At 33.8% G+C, this 20,361-nt stretch carries 10 protein-coding genes; 9 read left to right on the top strand and 1 reads right to left on the bottom strand.

The window, feature by feature from the left end:
• Positions 1 to 36 precede the first annotated feature (36 nt).
• The gene (locus DFQ06_RS05030; RefSeq protein WP_133966395.1) at positions 37 to 1,083 is read left to right on the top strand and encodes a DUF5627 domain-containing protein; all 1,047 of its coding nucleotides are present in this window, start codon (positions 37 to 39) and stop codon (positions 1,081 to 1,083) included.
• Positions 1,084 to 1,162: 79 nt separating this feature from the next.
• Here DFQ06_RS05030 and DFQ06_RS05025 read toward each other — a convergent pair whose 3' ends face one another.
• Positions 1,163 to 2,044, bottom strand: a complete 882-nt coding sequence (locus tag DFQ06_RS05025; protein WP_133966394.1) for an AraC family transcriptional regulator — start codon at positions 2,042 to 2,044, stop codon at positions 1,163 to 1,165.
• Between the two features lie 173 nt (positions 2,045 to 2,217).
• On the opposite strand from DFQ06_RS05025, the gene DFQ06_RS05020 reads away from it, so the two are divergent.
• The 8 genes from DFQ06_RS05020 (at position 2,218) to DFQ06_RS04985 (ending at position 20,284) form a co-directional block, all read left to right on the top strand.
• Positions 2,218 to 5,490, top strand: coding sequence for a family 78 glycoside hydrolase catalytic domain (locus DFQ06_RS05020; protein ID WP_159140027.1), 3,273 nt, complete (start codon positions 2,218 to 2,220; stop codon positions 5,488 to 5,490).
• A 36-nt stretch (positions 5,491 to 5,526) separates the two neighbouring features.
• On the top strand, positions 5,527 to 8,799 hold the full coding sequence (locus DFQ06_RS05015; protein ID WP_133966391.1) for a family 78 glycoside hydrolase catalytic domain: 3,273 nt from the start codon (positions 5,527 to 5,529) through the stop codon (positions 8,797 to 8,799).
• Positions 8,800 to 8,807: 8 nt separating this feature from the next.
• A complete protein-coding gene (locus DFQ06_RS05010) occupies positions 8,808 to 10,106 on the top strand; it encodes an alginate lyase family protein (protein WP_133966389.1) in 1,299 nt (432 codons plus the stop codon).
• Between the two features lie 11 nt (positions 10,107 to 10,117).
• A complete protein-coding gene (locus DFQ06_RS05005; protein ID WP_133966387.1) occupies positions 10,118 to 12,985 on the top strand; it encodes a glycosyl hydrolase in 2,868 nt (955 codons plus the stop codon).
• Between the two features lie 27 nt (positions 12,986 to 13,012).
• Complete coding sequence (locus tag DFQ06_RS05000) at positions 13,013 to 14,425, top strand: L-fucose/L-arabinose isomerase family protein (protein ID WP_133966386.1); 1,413 nt, start codon at positions 13,013 to 13,015, stop codon at positions 14,423 to 14,425.
• Between the two features lie 30 nt (positions 14,426 to 14,455).
• On the top strand, positions 14,456 to 15,508 hold the full coding sequence (gene rhaT, locus DFQ06_RS04995) for an L-rhamnose/proton symporter RhaT (protein ID WP_133966385.1): 1,053 nt from the start codon (positions 14,456 to 14,458) through the stop codon (positions 15,506 to 15,508).
• Between the two features lie 116 nt (positions 15,509 to 15,624).
• Positions 15,625 to 18,489, top strand: coding sequence for an alpha-L-rhamnosidase (locus DFQ06_RS04990; RefSeq protein ID WP_133966383.1), 2,865 nt, complete (start codon positions 15,625 to 15,627; stop codon positions 18,487 to 18,489).
• A gap of 10 nt (positions 18,490 to 18,499) precedes the next feature.
• Positions 18,500 to 20,284: a glycoside hydrolase family 43 protein gene (locus DFQ06_RS04985; RefSeq protein ID WP_133966382.1), complete on the top strand. Its 1,785-nt coding sequence runs from the start codon at positions 18,500 to 18,502 to the stop codon at positions 20,282 to 20,284.
• Positions 20,285 to 20,361 lie beyond the last annotated feature (77 nt).

Here is a 20,361-nt window from a genome sequence, read left to right as displayed (position 1 = left end):
TATTGTAAATTTTAAAAGAATTTAAAAATATTAAATATGAAAAAACATTTATTAATAATATGCGCTTTTGCCTTTTGTATACTGGCTTGCGAGAACCAGGAAAATGAATTTGATGACTTTGGTTCGACCTCAGTATATTTTCCTTTCCAAACACCAATAAGAACTTTAATTTTAGGTGAATATGATTTGGGATTTAATGAAAATGATAATAATCATCGGTTTGAAATTGGGGTTACCATGTCTGGAGTTTATGAAAATAATAAAAATAGGAAGGTCTATTTTGAATTAGCACCAGATTTGATTAACTCAACCTTATTAGGGGTCGATTCTGTAAACGTACAGGTATTGCCATCTTCATATTATACTATTGAGCAAGAAAGCCCGGTAACAATTCCAAAAGGATCTATTAAAGGGCGTATACCAGTTCAGTTAAATGATGCATTTTTTGAGGATCCGCTTTCATTTGCGGGAGACGGTGAGGTGCATTATGTTATTCCTTTAGAAATAACACAGATTGAAGAATTAGACTCTCTGTTAACCGGTGTTCCTGTTGTTGATAGCCCAATAAAAATAAAGAGTGATGATTGGCAAACAGTTCCTAAAGATTATACACTTTTTGGTATTAAATTTATGAATAAATATCAAGGTGTTTATTTACGCCGTGGTGCGGATGAAATGACAAATGCAGGTGGGGAAACAGTGAATAATGTTTATCATGAAGAATTTGTGGTAAAGGATGAGTTGGTAACTTTATCTACAACAGGGAAAGATAAAATTGAATTATCTAACCTTGTTCGTAGAGGTGGACTTTCTAGTCCTGGTAATGTGAACATTGAGTTAGCTTTTAATGAAAATGGAGATTGTACTATTAATAGCTTTGATGAAGATCCTTATAATGTATCTGGCTCAGGAAAGTTCGTGCAAGATGGAGATGAATGGGGTGGAGAAAAGCGTGATGTCATTTATTTAGATTATTCATATACAGATGCTGTAAATAATGAAACGCATGCCGTAAAAGACACCTTAGTAATAAGAGATAGAAATGTTAAATTCGAGGAATTTACAGTTGAATTAACAGAGTAGATTTATTTGTAGTACATAAATAAAAAATATTAATATTTTATAGAATAAATAAGTAGAGGGAGTTTGTAACTCTCTCTACTTATTTATTATTACCAAGGTTTCTATACTTACCAGGTGATAATCCCGTTTTACTTTTAAACAATCTGTTAAAATAATAATCAGATTCAAAACCTAGCTCATAGGCTATTTCTTTTTGGTTTTTTTCGGAACTTAACAGTAGCTCTTTAGATTTTTCAACTTTTAATAATAAATAATACTGCAAAGGAGAAACACCCGTTTGCTTTTTAAAGTCTAATCTAAATTTAGAATAGCTCACACCCAATTCGGCAGCCATTTTTTTTAAGTCAATGTTTTTATTAATGTTTTCATACATTAAACCTTTTGCTTTAGAGACCATAGAGTTTAGGTCTTCTATGTTGTTTCCTCCGTGCTTTATGTTGTGGAGTTCTGCCATAAGTTGCATACATATACCCGAGGCTAATTTTTGAAACCCAAAAGGTTCTTTATCAAATAATTTAAAAAGGGAATTAAAATAATTTAAAACTTGAGGTTTATTGCATTTAGATATTACAGGCTCATTAGGCGTAAAAAAACCATTTGATAATAACTGATTGGCTATGTCACCAGAGAATCCAACCCAGCGTTCTGTCCATCCTGTTTTTTTTAACGGTTTGTATTTATGCCAAACTCCAGGAAATAATAAAAAAAGGTCCCCATCAGATACTTTTAGAGGTCCACTTTCTTTACTTTCAAAAAACCCTTCGCCTTTGGTTATAAGCACAACATGAAATTCATCTAAAACACGACCTCTGTTCCAAGTGAAAAAATAATTATCTGGATGGTCTTTTGGAGGGTAATTACTGTTTTTTTCGATAACAGTTCGTCCTAGGTTATTTATGTAAAAACCCCATTTTTTATCATTTTCAAGAGTTATTAGATATTTTCGGTATGTATTTTTCATATCATTTTGTGCAACTAATATATCAAATTGTTAATTGATAAATAGTGTTTAATTATAGAAATTTATAAAAAAATAAAGTCCCTACTTCAATTTAAAATAAAGCATGTTTTCAAATCTGTGTTTTATCATAATATACGGGTAACATGTATTATAAGATTTTTAAATTATTACAAATGAAAAATAAATTATTAAGTCCATTTAATTCAGTTTTTAAAGTTGTTATTGTTACCGTTTTTATGTTAACAATAATCAGTTGTAATTCAAAAACTAAAAGCGAGGTTACGCCAATAGATCTTAAATGCGAATACCTTGTAGATCCGTTAGGAATAGATAATGTGCAACCAAGATTAAGTTGGAAAATTATAGATAAAAATAAAACCCGTGGTCAAAAGCAAACAGGGTTTCAAATAATAGTAGCCAATAGTCTAGAAAATCTAAATGCAAATAAAGGTGATGTATGGGATTCTGGTCAGGTTTCAGATGCGCAATCTGTTAATAATATATACCAAGGTAAAGCATTAACTTCCGGACAAATTTGTTATTGGAAAGTTCGTGTTTGGGATGTATCTGGTAGCGTTTCTAATTGGAGTGAGCCAGCCAAATTTGCAATGGGATTGTTAAACGAAAAAGATTGGACAGGCGATTGGATTTACAAAAACGACCAAACAAAAAAAGATCATAACTGGTACAGAAAAAACGTAATACTTACTGATGTTCCAGAATCTGGACTTATACACGTGGCTTCTTTTGGATACCACGAAGTTTATGTTAATGGCGAAAAAGTAAGTAATGCTGTTATGAATCCGGTGTATTCGATGATGAAAAAACGTTTACCGTATTTAACCTACGACATAAAAAATCACCTTAAAAAAGGAGATAACGTTATTGGTATTTGGCACGCTGCAGGTTGGGCTAGATGGGGAAGAATGGTTGAGTATCACGATGCGCCGTTTGTATTTAAAGCGCAAGCTAATATTTCTGTTGCAGGTAATAATATGGTTTTAGCAACAGATACAACCTGGAAATGTAAAAAAAGTTACAGCGCGTATTACGGGCCTTGGGATATTTTAAATTTTGGAGGAGAAGTCATTGATGAGCGTTTACGTGAAGATGATTGGAACAAAGCAGATTACAACGATAGCAATTGGGCAAATGCCGTTGTTTTCAATCAGTCTGATGCAAAAGAAATTGGTAAAGCCGATATTTATTTGGGTTTAAAAGGAGCTAAAGTTGTAGAAAGCACCGATAATAATCCGCCAACAAGTAAAATAACCGCGACTCTAAGTGCGCAAATGGTAGAGCCCCAAGTTAAGTTTAAAGAGGTAAAACCTATTGGTGTTCAAAAAAATAACGATGGTACTTACGTGGTAGATATGGGAGAAAACTACACAGGTTTCTTCGAGATGAATTTATTTAACGGTTCAGAAGGTGATACAGTAACCTTTGAAATTAGTGACCAGCTAGGACAAACTTCTTCTTGGGAACAAAAAAGTATGTATATCTATGATAAATCTGGAGAAGGTCATTTTACCAATCGTTTTAATGTAGCAGGTGGTCGTTGGATTACAATTCAGGGGATAAATTATAAGCCAGAATTAAAAGATATTAAGGGTTATGTAATAACCAATGATCGTAAACAAATTAGCCAATTTGAAAGCTCTAGCGAACTTTTAAATAAAATTTATCAAATTAATTTAAACACGTATATCGCAAATACTATTGATGGTATTTTGGTGGATTGTCCACATCGTGAAAGACGTGGTTGGGGAGAGGTTACTGTTGCGGCTATGTATGGCGATGCTTTACCAAATTTTGAAAGTGGAGCTTATATGGAGCAATATGCACAATTTATGCAAGACTCTCAAGCTGATAATGGTAAAATGCGAGCGGTTATTAATGGTGATGATTTTAATTTTTTAATGTGGATGGCAAATAGCCCAATTACCATTTGGGAAACCTACAGAATGTTAGGTGATAAAAAGCTACTGAACAATCATTATCCAGCATTAAAAAAATGGATGAATTGGCTATACGAACATTCTAATTACAACACAGGCGGAGCGTTAAAAATAGGGAAGCAAGGTTCTATGGCTTTTCCTGGTTTAGGAGATTGGTGTACGCCAAGAGGTAATTTCTGGACGTCTAGTAACTCCCCAGAATCTGCTCATTTTAACAATTGTGTGTACGCTTTTATGCTAGAATCAGCAAAAAATATTGCCGAAGCATTAGATAAAGATGAAGATAAAAAAGTGTTTGCAAGCCGTTTAGAGGTACAGCGTAAGGCTACGCATAAAGAACTTTACAATCCTGAAACAGGCAAATATGGCGAAGGGCATCAAGTAAATCAGGCTTTTGCATTAATTGCAGGTATTACGCCAGAATCAGAAAAACAAAAGGTATATGATAATTTGGTAGACCAAGTATTGTATAAATTTCCATATTATGATACAGGTAGTTCTGGTCAGGCACTTTACACGCGTTATTTTACCGAGTACGGCGAACGTATGGATTTAATTTACGAACTACTTCAAGATAAACGCCACCCAAGTTATGGGTATTTTATTGAGCAAGGAAAAACGGTATGGCCAGAGCGATGGTCTGCGGTAGGTGGCAGTCAAATACACACGTGTTACACAGGTATTGGTGGTTATTTTATCAAAGGTTTTGGAGGTATAAGACCAGATTCTGAAACATTTGGAATGAAACGTTTTATTGTAAAACCTGCTCCGGTAGGCGATTTAACGTACGCTAACACAGCTTATACATCGATGTATGGCGATATTGCTGTAAATTGGAAAAAAACGGATAATTCAGCAGTTTTTCAAGTTGAAGTTCCTGTAAATACATCAGCTAAAATATACATTCCGGCTACTTCAAGTCAAGATGTTTTAGAAGGTAATCTTATTGCAGAAGATGTTGATGGAATTAATTATATAGGCACAGAAAAAAGTGATGCCGTTGGAAATTATGTTATTTATGAAGTTAGTTCTGGTGTATACAATTTTAACGTGACGCAACTTCCAAAAACAACCTATCCAGAGCCGTTAAATCAGCAAGAAAATTTAGCTTTAATAGCACGAATGAATGCGTCTTCAATGACTATTAAATCTGATAAATTACCAGTTTTTGAAGCTTTTAGAGCGAATGATGAAAATACTGAAACGCATTGGAAAGCAAGTGGTTTAGAAAAGGAATGGTTAGAGATAGAATGGGTGAAGCCTGTAACTTTCAATACTATTGTACTTAAAGAAATAGACAAGCATATCACCAATTATAAAATTCAATATTTAAAAGAAAACCAATGGGTAGATCTTGCTAACGGAACTTCTATTGGAGATCTTAAAACATTCAATTTTGAAACGGTTACATCTAAAAAATGTAGATTATTTATCACTAGCGCTAAAGATAAACCTAGTGTTTCAGAATTTGAAGTGTATCAAAAATAAATAGTTGAATATCATACTACAAACAAAATTTATAAAATGAATAATTTCTTCAATACAAATCTAAAATGGGTAGGCGGTACTATGCTGACTATACTTTTTTTAGCATTACTATCTAGTTGTAAATCTGATAATTCAGAAATACTTGAAGTGAATGATTTGCGTTGTGAATACCGCGTAAATCCTTTGGGTATAGATAATACTGCGCCAAGATTAAGTTGGAAGTTAGTTGATCAACATCAAAAAAGAGGACAAAAACAATCAGCGTTTCAAATACTTGTTGCGAGTAGTTTAGATAATTTGAACAATAATATTGGCGATTTATGGGATTCTGGTAAAACGGAAACCAATGCGTCTGTAAATAATGTTTACGCGGGTAAAAAATTAGCATCTAACCAAGCCTGTTTTTGGAAAGTAAAAGTTTGGGATGCTACAAACAAGGAATCTAATTGGAGTGATTCTGGTAAATTTTCAATGGGACTTTTAAAATCAGAAGATTGGAAAGGGGATTGGATTTACAAAGCAGATCAAAAAAAGACCGATCATAACTGGTATAGAAAAACGTTCACACTTTCAGAAAATGCGACTTCGGCTTTTGTGCACGTAGGATCTTTTGGTTATCATGAATTGTATGTGAACGGTGAAAAAGTTACCGATAATGTATTGAATCCTGTGGCTTCTTATATGAAAAAAAGGATTCCTTATTTAACGTATGATATTGCTGATAAATTAAAAAAAGGAAACAATGTTATTGCGGTATGGCACGCTGCTGGTTGGGCACGTTGGACACGTATTCGAGAATATAGAATGGTTCCGTTTGTATTTAAAGCACAAGCCGAAATTGTTGCAGGAGGAGAAAATATTACTTTAAAAACAGATGAAACTTGGAAAACTAAAAAAAGTAATTCTGAATATTATGGCGATTGGGATATTCTGCGTTTTGGAGGTGAAACGATTGATGATAGCAAAAGAGAAGACGATTGGAATACTGCACAATATAATGATAGCAATTGGATGAATGCAAGTGTGTACGATTATGAAGTTTTAAATGCTAAAATACCTGAAGGTAACAATATAAGTTTTGCCTTAAACAGTAATAAAAACAGAGAAGTTCGTGCGTTGTATAGCCCAATAAAAGCTGAGTTAAGCGCTCAAATGGTAGAGCCTCAAGTAAAATTTAAGAAGATAAAAGCTATTGGGGTTGCTAAAAATGATGATGGAACCTATCGTATTGATTTAGGAGAAAACTATACAGGTTTTTTTGAAATGGATTTGTATAATGGAAAGGAAGGTGATTCTATTTTGTTTGAAATTAGTGATCAGACCGAAAGAATTATGAATTGGAGTCAAAAAAGTAAATATATTTTTGGGAAATCAGGAAAAGGAAAGTTTTCCAACCGGTTTAATGTTGCAGGAGGACGTTGGGTTACCGTTTATGGGTTAAAATATGAACCTAAAATAGCAGATGCAAGAGGTTATGTAGTGACTAACAATCGTAAGCAAATCAGCAAATTTGAATCTTCAAGTGCGCAATTAAATCAAATTTATCAAGTTAATTTAAATACCTATTTAGCCAATACTATGGATGGTATTTTGGTAGATTGTCCACACCGTGAACGACGTGGTTGGGGAGAAGTTACTGTAGCTGCAATGTATGGTGATGCGTTGCCCAATTTTGAAAGTGGCGCGTATATGGATCAATATTTACAATATACTAGAGATGCACAATTTCCAGATGGTCAAACTAGAGCCGTATTAAATGAAGAAGATCGTCCGTTTTTAATGTGGAAAGCAAATAACCCACTAACAGTTTGGGAAACTTACAGAATGTTAGGCGATAAAAAAGTACTAGAAGATAATTACGAATCGATGCAAAAATGGATGACTTGGTTGTATGAGCATTCTAATTACAAAACTGGTGGTGCTTTAATAATTGGTGAACAAGGAAAAAGAGAAATGCCAGGTTTGGGAGATTGGTGTACGCCACGTGGTAATTTCTGGACAAGTAGTAATTCTCCAGACGCAGCACATTTTAACAATTGTTTATATGCTTTTATGTTAGAAAATGCGATGCATATTTCTGAGGCACTGAATAAAACTGAAGATGCGCTAGCTTATAAAAATAGATTGAAAGTGCAGCAAGAAGCAACCCATAAACTATCTTACAACCCAGAAACGGGTAAATATTTAAAGGGGTATCAAGTAGATCAAGCTTTTGCACTTTTATCGGGAGTAACACCAGCATCAGAAAAAGAAAAAGCAGAGGCGCAATTGGTTAATAATGTCTTGTATGATTTTCCATATTACGATACAGGTAGTTCTGGTCAAGCCCTTTATACACGCTATTTTACAGAGTCTGGTGAGCGTATGGATTTAATTTATGAGTTGTTAAGAGACAAACACCATCCTAGTTATGGCTATTTTCTGGAACAAGGTAAAACGGTATGGCCAGAGCGTTGGTCTGCGGTAGGAAATAGTCAAATTCACACTTGTTACACAGGTATTGGTGGGTATTTTATTAAAGGTTTTGGTGGAATTAGACCAAATCCGGAAAGTTTAGGAATGCAAAATATGATTATAAAACCAGCTCCTGTTGGCGATTTAACCTATGCCAATACAGCATACGAATCGATGTATGGTAATGTGGTTGTTAATTGGACAAAGAAAGCAAACACAGCTACATTTCATATTGAAGTTCCTGTAAATACAACGGCAAAAGTATATTTACTAGCAACGGATAAAAATAGTATAACTGAAGGCGGAGCATTAGCCGAAAATTCAGAATATATAAGCTACGTAGGTACAGAAAAAAATGATGCGGTTGGTAATTATGTAATCTATAATGTAACATCTGGTATTTATGATTTTAATGTGACCGATGTGCCAGAAACAAGCTATCCAGAGCCATTAAATAACTTAATTAATTTTGCTTTAATAGGTAGAATGAGTGCATCGTCTATGTTTATTGAAACTGAAAAACTACCAGGTTTTGAAGCTTTTAAAGCCAATGATGAAGATGATGAAACACGCTGGTTATCTGCTGAAACTAAAAATCAATATTTAGAAGTCGCTTGGGTAAAACCTCAAACGTTTAACCAGATAATGATTAATGAGTTTGACAATCAAATTACAAACTATAAAATTCAATATTGGGATAATGGTACGTGGAAAGATCTTGTAAGTGATACCACTTGTGGGGCTAATAAAACGCATAAAATCGATGCTGTTACAGCTACAAAATGTAGAATTTATATTATTGATGCTAAAAAAGCACCATCAGTTTCAGAAATAAAAATATATCAATCTAAATAAGATAAAATATGAAACATATATTTCTTAGATACTTCCGTTTTAGTTTTGCTTTAGTTGTTTTAACTCTAGTAGGATGTAATTCTTCATCTAAAAATAAAGTATATCTCGAAGAAGAAAATAAGGCTAAAACAGATCTGGATATTGGGCTGGTATATTACAATGAACTTCATTTACAATTAGTAAAAAAACGAATTAAAGAGAAGGATAGTTATTTCAATAATAAGTACCATGAGGTGTTAAAAGAAGGACAAGCGGCGTTGGATTATGTGGCGGACCCTGTAACAAATAAAACCCAAATTCCTCCTAGTAAAGATTTGCACGATTATTTAAGTTACGCGCCTTATAGGTGGCCAGATGCTTCTAAACTAGATGGCTTGCCTTGGATTGCTCGCGACGGTATAATTAATCCTGTGTCACTTGGTGCAGATACAGATTTTAGCAGAAATACAGCTTTTTTTGATGCCATAGAGAAGCTAACATGGTCTTATTATTTTTCAGAAGATAAAAGGTTTGCAGAAAAAGCGATTGAATTGATAAAGGTTTGGTATTTGAATCTTGAAACTAGGGTAAATCCCAATATTAATTTTGGTCAAGCAGTTCCAGGACTTGCAGATGGAAGAAAGGCCGGAGTACAGGAATGGTGTCAGCAATCTCAAGTAATCACAGCAATGCAAATGTTTGAAAACGATGGGATTCTACCTAAAGACGTAAAACAAGGCATGGATATTTGGTTTAATGATTATCTCCATTGGCTTATAACCAACCCTATGGCAATTGAAGCGGGTTTAACTAGACAGAACCATGCAAATCATTATAATTATCAAGTAGTCGGGTTAATGATGTATCTCGGTAAAAATGAAGAGGCTAAACAGGTGGTTGAAGATGCTAAACAAGCTCGAATTGCAGATCAAATTATGCCAGATGGAAGTCAGCCTAGGGAAATGGGTAGAACCAAATCTGTTCAGTATGCCACTTTAAATTTATGGTCTATGACGGAGTTGACACTTATGGGGCAAAAATTAGGCATAGATTTATGGGCTTATGAAACAAAAGAAGGTAGAAGCCTAAAGAAAGCTTATTCGTATTTAACTCCTTTTGTGTTAGGTATTGAAAAATGGCCTCAAAGGCAAATTACCGAAGGCGGTCCTGAAAAAGCAATTAATAAGTATATGGTACCAGTGTTTTCTATGGCATCTACTGCTTTGGACACCATATTAATAGATCCTAAATTTAAAACTTATACTAATTTGAAGCCACTTGATGCTTTAAGGTATCCACCGATAAATCTTTTACACAGAAAAAATTAAAAAAGTATAAAATGAAAAATAAAAGAACATTAACTACTAAGAGAATTTTTAGAACATTATCGGTTTATGTATTTCTCTTTATTATTGTAGGTAGTTGCAATACTGATAATGTAGAAAAAACAAGTCCAGATCTTTACAGTAGTTTTCAAAATCCACCAGCCCAAGCACGTCCATTTGTTCGTTGGTGGTGGAACGGAGATAAAATTAAAGCGAAAGAATTAGATAGAGAATTAGAGTCGCTTCATAGTGTTGGTTTTGGCGGTGTAGAAATTAATCCTATTGGTATGCCGGCAGCTCCTGATAATGGCGATAAGTCTTTAGTTTGGATGAGTGACGAATGGATTGATATGGTAGTACATGCTAGTAAAAAAGCCAAAGATTTAGGCATGATTACCGATATGATTGCCGGTACAGGTTGGCCATTTGGTGGAGAGTTTCTTAAAGACGATGAAACTTGCCAGCGTATGGTTTCCGATAATGTGGTGTATAAAGGTGGCGAAACTATTTCTGTAGACGAGCCTTTTCTTATCAATTTATATAAAGAAAAATATAAAAACTACCGTGCTCAAAAACACATTAGCGAGCGTACAACTTACAAACTATCGCACGTAACGTTAGTGCCAGAAAATTGCAAGAATGGCAATGAGGTGATAGATCTAAAAAAGCATATAGATAGCAACGGAAAATTATCTTACAAGATAGAAAAAGAAGGAAATTATTTTTTAAGCTATGGCTTAGTACAACAAAATTTTAGAGATGTAACATTAGGTGCGCCAGGTGGTGCAGGACCTGTAATGGATCATTATAAAAAAGAAATGACCTTAGCGTATTTAAATAGATTAAAGAAAATATCTGAGCGATCTGGATATCCTTTAAGCGATTTAATAAGAGCTTTATTTTGCGATAGTATAGAAGTTTCTGGAGCAAACTGGACCGATGGTTTTGCTGATATTTTTTATAAAGCGTATGGTTATAAGTTAGATAATTGGATGCCTTTTGTATTTTATTTAGCCTATGATGATTATTCAAAAGATAAATATTCTAAAAATTTCACACCAGAGTTTAAAGATCAATTAAAGCGTGTACGTTATGATTATAATAAACTATTGGTAGAAACATTCTTAAAAAACTTTACCCAAACTTATAAAGATTTTTGTGAAGAAAATAATGTACTATGTCGTTACCAAGCTTACGGAACACCATTTTTAATGGGGCTGTTAGATGGTAATATGATACCAGATATTCCAGAAAGTAATAACTGGATTTATACCGTTGAAATGAAAGATTTTATCTGGAAATGGAAAGAAGATCATGGGTATATGCTTTGGAACATGCACGCATCTGCAGGGGCACACTTAACAGGAAAGAAAATTACAAGTAGTGAAGCATTTACCAATTTACATGGGGTTTTTAAAGCAACCCTTGAAGAGATAAAGCAGCATGATGATATGAATTTTATTACAGGAATTAATCATACTGTAGTGCATGGTTATAATTATTCGCCACCCGAAGTTGAGTTTCCAGGATGGGTACGTTTTGGTACTTATTTTAGTGAACATAATACATGGTGGGAGCATTTAAACCATTGGACAGGTTATAATGCACGTTTATCTCATGTATTTCAAAATTCGCAAGCAGAAAAATCGGTGGCTATTGTTGGCCCAACTGCAGATGTTTGGGGAGATTACGGGTTAAACCGTGGAAAACTACAAAATAACTTAGGGTATTTGTATAAATTATGGGAGCCTATCAGTCAGTTAGGGTATTCGTGCGAATACATCAATCAAAGAGTTTTAGAAGGATCTGTAATTAAAGATGGGACTATTTCTTTTGGTGATATGACTTATGATTTACTTGTTTTAGCAAGCTTAAAATCGATTAGTCCAGAGGCTGCAATCATTATAAAAAACTATGTAGAATCTGGAGGAAAAGTAGTGGTTGTAGATCAAATGCCAACAAAATCATTACATTTTAAAGATTTTGAAAAAAATGATAACATTGTAAAAAGTACTTTAGATAAGTTGTTGGCAGAAAATCCTAAATCTTTCATTCAGGTAAAAGAACCAAAATCTTTAGATGACTTATTGCCATGGACAGAACAGATCTTAAAAGAATCTAAAATTGCTGCAGATGTTGTCATTAGCAATCCAACAAAAAAGGTGTATCAATTACATCAGTTTACTGCTGATAAAGATATTTACTTCTTTACGAATATACACAGGTTCGAAACCACCAATTTTGATGCTAAATTTCCTGTTGAAGGGAAATACCCTTGGGTTTGGAATCCTGAAACAGGAGAAAGAACACCATATTATTACGCTTCTAAAACAAATGAGTTAAGCATCAGTTTAAAACCTTTAGAGTCTTTATTATTAATTTTTGAAGATGAAAAACCATCTGTAAAAGCTGTTCCTGTAAGCACTAAAATAAAAGATTCTAAAGTATTAGATGTTAATTGGACCGTAACAGGAAATCAAATAGATAAGCAAACTTTTACGTGGCAAATGAAAGAACTTATCGATTTTAGCAAATCTAATGATAGCACACAAAGTGGTTTTGGTGGAAAAATAATTTATAAAACAACGGTAAGTAACACAGCAGGTTTTACACATTTAGATTTAGGCGATGTAAACGAAGGAGTTACAGAGTTGTACATAAATGGACAAAAAGTAGGGAAACGTTGGTACGGAAAAGCGCTTTATAATATAGAAGATTATCTTAAAAAAGGCAATAATGAAATAGAAATTCATTATACCACAGTATTGGCAAACTACGCCAAATCGCTTAAAAATAATAAAATGACAAATGGTTGGACTAGACGATATAAAGATTTAGTACCAACAGGTATACAAGGACCTGTAAAGCTTTTAAACTATTAATAATAAGATTAAGAAAAAGATATAACAATGATAAAAGTAGGATTATTTGGTGTCGGTTTAGATACCTATTGGCCACAATTTGAAGGTTTGTTAGAACGATTAGAAGGCTATCAAAAGCAAGTTGCAGACAAAATGCAAAGTTTTGGGGCAGAGGTAATTAATGTAGGCTTGGTGGATTCACCTGTAAAAGCACGAGAAAAGGCTCAAGTTTTGAAAACTGAGGATGTAGATATCCTTTTTTTATATGTGTCTACTTATGCCTTATCATCTACAGTTTTACCTGTCGTTCAAAAACTAGGTTGCCCAATTATAATTTTAAATATACAGCCTGTAGCTGCGATAGACTACGAAAGTTTTAACAAACTAGGAGATAGAGGAAAAATGACAGGCGAGTGGTTGGCACATTGTCAAGCGTGTTCAGTGCCAGAATTAGCAAATGTATTTAACCGTTCGGGGATAGATTATGAATTTGTTACAGGGTATTTAGATGAGCAAGCGGTTTGGGACGAGATTCAAGATTGGATAGATGCAGCTAACGTGGCTTCAGTAATGAATAACAATCGTTTAGGTATTTTAGGACATTATTACTGTGGTATGCTAGATGTATATTCAGATTTAACGAAGCAATCGGCAGCATTTGGCACGCATATAGAAATTGTAGAAATGTGTGAGCTTAAAAGGTATAGAGATGAAGCTACAGATACGGAGGTAAATGAAAAAATTAAAGAATTTCATACCACGTTTGAAGTGGTTGAGGCTTGTGAGGAAGACGAAATAAAACGTGCAGCTAAGACATCTGTAGCGTTAGATAAATTAGTTGAAGTACATAATTTAGGATCTTTAGCCTATTATTATGAAGGAGATTCAGGAAATGAATATGAAAATATTGTAACCTCTGTTATTGCAGGAAACACCTTATTAACAGGGAGAAATATACCTGTAGCTGGCGAGTATGAAGTCAAAAATGCACAAGCCATGAAAATTATGGATGCCTTTGGTGTTGGTGGTTCTTTTTCTGAGTTTTATGCTATGGATTTTAACGATGATATTGTGATGCTCGGGCATGATGGACCAGCACATTTTGCCATAGCAGAAGGCAATGTACAATTGGTTCCGCTTCCTGTATACCACGGTAAACCAGGTAAAGGATTATCTATTCAAATGACTGTAAAACATGGCCCAGTAACCTTATTATCTGTAGTAGAAGGTAAAGACGATGTGTTTTTATTGGTTGCCGAAGGTGAATCTGTAGAAGGGCCTGTGTTACAAATAGGAAATACAAATAGTCGTTATCGTTTTTCTATAGGTGCAAGAGGGTTTATGAACGAATGGTCTAAACAAGGACCATCGCATCATTGTGCTATTGGCGTAGGGCACATAGGAAATAAATTAGGAAAACTTGGTAGACTTTTAAATTTAAGGGTTGTTACTATTTGTTAGAAAAAAAGCGAAGAATACAAAATAATAATTATGCAAGCAATATTAGGAGTTTTATTTCATTCGTTAGGCGGTGTGGCCGCAGGTAGTTTTTACATGCCTTATAACAAAGTAAAAGGTTGGTCTTGGGAAACCTATTGGGTGGTTGGTGGCGTTATGTCTTGGCTAATTGTACCACCTATAGCAGCTTGGTTAACCGTACCAGGCTTTGCAGAAATAATTGCAGCAAGTTCAAATACAATCTTGTTAATTACATTTGTAATGGGATTACTTTGGGGTGTTGGAGGTTTGTCTTACGGGCTTGGTGTACGTTACTTAGGGATGTCCTTGGGTAATTCTGTAGTACTTGGTTTTTGTGCTGCTTTTGGAGCGATAGTACCTTCCATTTATTACAATATTAATCCTGAAGCAGGAAAAACATCTTTTACAGATATGTTGGCCGATTCTGGCGGACAAGTTGTATTACTTGGTGTTTTAGTGTGTGTGTTAGGAATTGCAATTTGTGGAAAAGCAGGAGTTCTAAAAGAAAAGGAACTATCCGATGAAGAAAAAAAGAAAAGTGTATCAGAATTTAATTTGGTAAAAGGGCTAATAGTAGCTGTACTTTCTGGTATTTTAAGTTCTTTTTTTAGCTTTGGTATAGAAGCAGGAAAACCTTTAGCAGATGCTGCTGTAGCTGCAGGCTTCGATCATTTATATTCTAACAATGTTACATTTGTTGTTATTCTTTGGGGAGGGTTGGTTTCTAATTTAGTATGGACTACTTTGTTGAGTATCAAAAACAAATCATATAAAGATTTTACAAATAAAAGCACACCAATATCAAAAAATATTATGTTTTCTGTATTAGCAGGAACCATCTGGTTTTTACAATTCTTTTTCTATGGAATGGGAGAAAGTAAATTGGGTAATGGTGCTAGTTCTTGGATTCTGCACATGTCTACCATTATTTTAACAGCAAACCTTTGGGGTGTTTATAGAAAGGAATGGACTGGTGTTGCTAAGAAAACAAAGTATACCATTGCAGGCGGAATTTTAGTGATTCTTTTATCTGTTGTTTTAGTAGGAATAGGGAATTCTATTTAATTAAGATTCTATCAATTAAAAAATAATATTTCTTTAAACCAATCAGGACAGCTCAGTACAGTTATAAATAACTACATCATTAACTTTGAAAATCACTTAAAATTAAGAACTAAATAATGATAAAAATAAAGATTTTATTTGCGCTTTTGTGTATTGGTTTGTTAAACACGTCTTGTTATCAGAAGGAATCCAATATAGAGACTTCAGAAATAACTTTTGAATCTTTAACTTGTAATGCCAAAATAAACCCAACAGCTATTGAAAGTAAACAACCAATTTTTTCATGGATTGTAGCTGTAGAAGGTAACAATAAATCGCAATCTGCTTATCAAATATTAGTAGCATCAAGTTTAGAAAAATTAAATAACAATCAAGGAGATTTATGGAATTCTGGTAAAACGGAAGAAGCTAAATCAACTTACGTAAAATATAAAGGAACAAAACTTAATGCAGTAACTTCGTATTACTGGAAAGTAAAAATTTGGGACGAGAAAAAACAAGAATCAGATTGGTCTGAAATTCAAAGTTTTCAAACAGGGTTAATAGATGAGGCAAATTGGGGAGACTCAAAATGGATAAGCCTAAATAAAGATACAAGAACATCAGAACATAGTTTTCGTGAATACAAAACAGGGCCAATGAAAGCGCCTATTATGGTTAATGGGCAAGCAGCATCTTACTTTAGAAATGTTATTAATACAGAAAAAGAAATAGAAAATGCACAAGCTTATATTTGTGGATTGGGGTATTATGAGCTTTATTTAAATGGTGCTAAAGTAGGCGATCATGTTTTAGATCCTGCTCCTTCTAATTACGATAAGCAAGCTTATTATGTAAATTATGATATTTCAGAACAACTAAAATTAGGTAAAAATGCTTTTGGAATCATTTTAGGGAATGGTTTCTATGCGCAAGATATTTCTTGGAAAAGAGACCCAGAATCAGATAAAGATATGTCTTACGGCCCACCAACGGTTCGTTTTTTAATTAAAGTAACCTATAAAGATGGTAGCAAAAAAGATTTTTATACAGATGAAAATTGGAAAGAATCTACGGGGCCAATAGTATTTAATAATATTTATGGTGGTGATACTTATGATGCTCGTTATGAAATTAATGGTTGGAATACTTTAAATTATAATGATGAAAAATGGGGAAATGCAAAAGTTGTTACACCTAAATTAAAGAAGATTAGTGCACAACAAATTCCTGCAATTAAAAAATTAAAAGAATTTGAGCCTCAAAATGTATTTAAAGCTCCAAATGGAGATTGGATTGTAGATTTTGGTCAAAATATTGCTGGTTGGGTAAAAATAAATGTAAAAGAAAAAGAAGGCCAACTTATAGAAATTACAACTACAGAATCTTTGTTAAGAAATAGTAAAGATGTTTTTCAAGGTTCTACAGGTGGTGGAGCAAATGGTATGGCTCAGATTTATAAATATATCTGTAAAGGAAATGACTTAGAATCTTGGGAACCAAAGTTTAGTTATCACGGATTTCGTTATGCTAAAATAAAAGGCGTGTCTACAAAACCAGACAGCAAAATGATTAAAGCTGTTTTAGTGGCTACAGACATTCAAGAAAAAGGAAGTTTTAGCTCATCAGAACCTTTATTTAATAAAATGCATAGTATTAGTAAATGGACTATTGTAGATAATGTACATGGTATTCCAGAAGATTGTCCGCATCGCGAAAAATGTGGTTGGTTAGGAGATGCACACGCGTTTTGTGAATATGCATTATATAATTATGACATGTATGATTTCTATAAAAAATACATGGAAGATATTCGTACTCAAATGAGACCAACTAAAGGACATAATAATCCTGAAATTAAATTTCAAGTACCAACCATGATTGCGCCAGGTAAAAGAACATCTTCTTATGCAAAACTAGATTGGGGTGTAGCAACAATGTATTTACCTTGGTATAATTACTTGCATTATGGTGATGATGCTATTGTAAAAGACTACTATAAAGAAATGAAAGGTCTTACAAATTTTTATCTTTCATTTAAAGATGAAAATGGAATTATTCAAGACGGAATGGGGGATTGGTGTCCACCAAGGTGGGATAGAAGAAAGAACCCAGGTGCTATGGAGTGCGACCCAATTATTTCTGCCAATGCTTATTTCTATGATATTTTAGGTGTTATGGAAGGTTTTGCAAAAATAAATAAGGATGCTGCTTTTGAAGCAGAAATGAAAAAGGAAAAAGAGCAATTAAAAGCCGCTTTTAATAAAAATTTTTTAGTTGCTATGCCAAAAACAAACTTAAAATGGTATGGTAGTCAAACAGCAACTGTACAAGCATTACAGTTTGGTATGGTTCCAGAATTAGAAATAGAGCAAGTAGTAGATGGTTTGGTGTATGATATTACAGAAATAAAAGGATGGCATCATTCTACAGGTATTCATGGTAATAGATATATTTACACTGTTTTAACTAAATATGGTAAAGCAGATTTGGCGTATCAAATTTTAACAACACCAGATTTTCCTAGTCAAACGTATGTAATGAATAATGGTTTTACCACTTGGCCAGAGCGCCAGTTTGAATGGGAAACTATGGAAGGACCAACCAATTCTTTAAACCATCCTATGCATAGTGGTTTTGCTGCTTATTTTTATGAATCTTTAGGAGGAATTAAATCATCAAAAGATAATGTAGGTTATAAAGTATTTACAGTAAACCCAGAATTTCCAAAGAAAGTTACATCAACTTCAGTTACCGTACCAACCCCTTATGGAGATATTAAAAATGCCTGGTCTTTAAAAGAAAATGTTTTATCTATGGATATTAAAGTACCATTTAATACCAAAGCAAAAGTTGTTTTAACTCAAAACGAAATAGAATCACTAACTATTAATGGTGAACCTTACCTAGATAATCAAGAAAAATATAATCTAGAAGTTGTAGAAAATACGAATGTAATTTTAGGATCAGGTAATTATATAATTAAGTATAAAAAGTTTTAATAATTTTTAAATGAAGAAGATGTCTTATTCAGGTGTATATAAAGTATTGGTTTTAATTTTAGCTGTAACTTTTTTTTGGTGTAATTCAAAACCCGAAAAGAAAGAAATAGCTGCAGCCATAGAAGTAAAAGCTACAACAGGTAGTTGGGGAGATCAAGGCGATGGCACTTATGTAAACCCTATTTTAAATGCAGATTATCCAGATTCTGATATAGAACAAGTTGGAGATACTTATTATATGATTACTTCTAAGCAACATGTTTCGCCAGGAATGCCCATTTTAGAATCTAAAGACATGGTAAACTGGACTAATGTAGGACATGTTTTTAATAGTTTGTCATGGGGGCCAGAATACAATTGGGACAGAATGAATGGTTATTCTTTTGGAGTATGGGCTGGTGATTTAGCATATCATGAAGGTACTTGGTATTGCTACCAAATAGATTATCAACACGGGTTAATGGTTACAACTGCAAAAGATATAAAAGGCCCATGGAGTGCCCCTGTTTTTATGCTGCCAAAGTCTAAAGTTTTAGACGATCCAGCTGTGTTTTGGGATGAAGAAACTCATAAAGCTTATGTTATAGTCAATACTGCAGGAAAACAAAAAAGCGCAAAAAACACTATTGAAGGAAACGAAAATAGAATTTACGAAATGAGTTGGGATGGTACCAAAATTCTTGATGAAGGTAAATTAGTATACACCGGAATGGGAGCAGAGGCAGCTAAAGTTTATAAAATAGAAGATACTTGGTATATCTTTTTAGCAGAATGGACTATAGGGGATAAGTCTACCAAACCAGGTGTTAAAAACCCTAAAAATGATAGAAAACAAATTGTTTTACGTTCAAAAGAAAGTATCTATGGACCATATGAGGTGAAAACAGTTTTAGAAAAGGGAGCCGTGTTTAATGACCGAAGCGCAAGTCAAGGTGCGTTAATGCAAGCCCCAGACAAATCTTGGTGGTATATGCATCAATTAATTCAAAACGATGATATACCTTTCCAAGGAAGACCACAATGTTTAGAACCAGTGAAATGGGTAGACGGCTGGCCAATTATTGGTGTAGATGAGGATAATGATGGAATAGGAGAACCTGTGAAACAATATAAAAAACCAATAAAAGACTATCCCATTACAGCACCAAGTACAGATGATGATTTTTCATCTGCTAAATTAGGATTTCAATGGGAATGGAATCACAATCCAAGAAATACACATTGGTCCTTAACAGAACGGTCAGGTTGGTTGCGGTTAAAAGCAAGTAAAGTTTTGCCTAATGAAAAAGGTTACGGACCCAATATTAATGAATGGACCAATAATGATGGTTCAGATTCCGATTTTTGGAGAGCAAGTAATACTTTGAGCCAACGTATTATGGGAATAACTACGGGTACAGCGATGGCTAAGTTTGATATATCAGGTATGAAACCACATCAATTAGCAGGATTTGTACGTTATGGTGGGGTGTTTAACTTATTAGGTATTGAGGTTGATGCTACGGGTAAGAAACACTTGTTTTATATGAATCCTTTGGCAAAAAAGGTTACAGGACCTGAACTAACAGGGAATGATTTATATGTAAAAACATCAAATAATAGTAACCAAGCCACTTATGAATATAGTTTTGATGGAGAAAATTTTAAACGTTTCGGACCTACATTTACTATAGCTTTTGGAAAATGGACAGGAGATAGATTAGGGTTTTTCTCATGGAATGAAAAAGAAGATGCAGGTTACATAGATGTGGATTGGTTTACTTATGATTATGATGGACCTAAAGCATCTAATTAATAAATAACTATGGCTGGTGCCTATTAAGTCAAATTATTTAGGATAGATTACCCCTTTAATACAGGATAGAAAGGGGG

Source organism: Algibacter lectus (assembly GCF_004368925.1).
Lineage (GTDB): Bacteria > Bacteroidota > Bacteroidia > Flavobacteriales > Flavobacteriaceae > Algibacter > Algibacter lectus.
This window is presented reverse-complemented; position numbering and strand designations above follow the sequence as displayed.

Bases quoted from the DNA above. Each gene is read 5' to 3' on its own strand.
- DFQ06_RS05030 (WP_133966395.1), top strand. From the start codon at position 37: ATGAAAAAACATTTATTAATAATATGCGCTTTTGCCTTTTGTATACTG.
- DFQ06_RS05025 (WP_133966394.1), bottom strand. From the start codon at position 2,044: ATGAAAAATACATACCGAAAATATCTAATAACTCTTGAAAATGATAAA.
- DFQ06_RS05020 (WP_159140027.1), top strand. From the start codon at position 2,218: ATGAAAAATAAATTATTAAGTCCATTTAATTCAGTTTTTAAAGTTGTT.
- DFQ06_RS05015 (WP_133966391.1), top strand. From the start codon at position 5,527: ATGAATAATTTCTTCAATACAAATCTAAAATGGGTAGGCGGTACTATG.
- DFQ06_RS05010 (WP_133966389.1), top strand. From the start codon at position 8,808: ATGAAACATATATTTCTTAGATACTTCCGTTTTAGTTTTGCTTTAGTT.
- DFQ06_RS05005 (WP_133966387.1), top strand. From the start codon at position 10,118: ATGAAAAATAAAAGAACATTAACTACTAAGAGAATTTTTAGAACATTA.
- DFQ06_RS05000 (WP_133966386.1), top strand. From the start codon at position 13,013: ATGATAAAAGTAGGATTATTTGGTGTCGGTTTAGATACCTATTGGCCA.
- rhaT (WP_133966385.1), top strand. From the start codon at position 14,456: ATGCAAGCAATATTAGGAGTTTTATTTCATTCGTTAGGCGGTGTGGCC.
- DFQ06_RS04990 (WP_133966383.1), top strand. From the start codon at position 15,625: ATGATAAAAATAAAGATTTTATTTGCGCTTTTGTGTATTGGTTTGTTA.
- DFQ06_RS04985 (WP_133966382.1), top strand. From the start codon at position 18,500: ATGAAGAAGATGTCTTATTCAGGTGTATATAAAGTATTGGTTTTAATT.